Below are 591 nucleotides of genomic sequence, written 5' to 3'. Positions count from 1 at the left end.
GCCCATTGGGCTCAAACCATTGGCGCCTTCAATAGGCAACTCCGAGCGAATGTAAACAGGCACGCCACGCAGGATAAACAGGTCGGCCAGCGCATCGATGACCTCTGTAGAGTTCATTTTCCGCTTCACCCGGATCGTCCCGCTGCCCGGCAGTTGATTGCGCAGAAATCAATGAGAGAGGGCAATCCTGGCTGTTTTCGTCCAGAATGTTCAATGTCCTGAAAGCCCTGCCATCATCGGTTCGGTGATGCACGAAGTCGTACGACCAGACATGATTGCGATACTCGGGACGCAGCCGGACACATGATCCGTCGTTCAACCAGAGCCGCCCCTTCTTGGGTTGCTTCATTGGCACTTTCAGCCTCTCACGTTTCCACAAACGCTCAACACGTTTGTCATTCACTTGCCAGCCTGCGTCCCTCAGCAAGGCAGCCACACGGCGGTAGCCATTTCGACCGTACTGACGCGTCAGTTCGATCATGTCTGCGACCAGGCGATCTTCGTCAGCACGCCCCTGTGGCACTCGACGTTGTGTGGATCGGTGGCTGGCCCAGGACGCGACAAACGCGACGCTCAGAAACCTTCATCTGG

General features: G+C 56.5%; 1 pseudogene. It reads right to left on the bottom strand.

The window, feature by feature from the left end:
• Positions 1-591: pseudogene (locus AN476_RS22310) on the bottom strand (IS3 family transposase); the annotation flags it as partial.

Source organism: Phaeobacter sp. 11ANDIMAR09 (genome assembly GCF_001294455.1).
Classification (GTDB): domain Bacteria; phylum Pseudomonadota; class Alphaproteobacteria; order Rhodobacterales; family Rhodobacteraceae; genus Pseudophaeobacter.
Note: the sequence above shows the minus strand (reverse complement) of the source record. Positions and strands in the feature narration are given on the sequence as shown.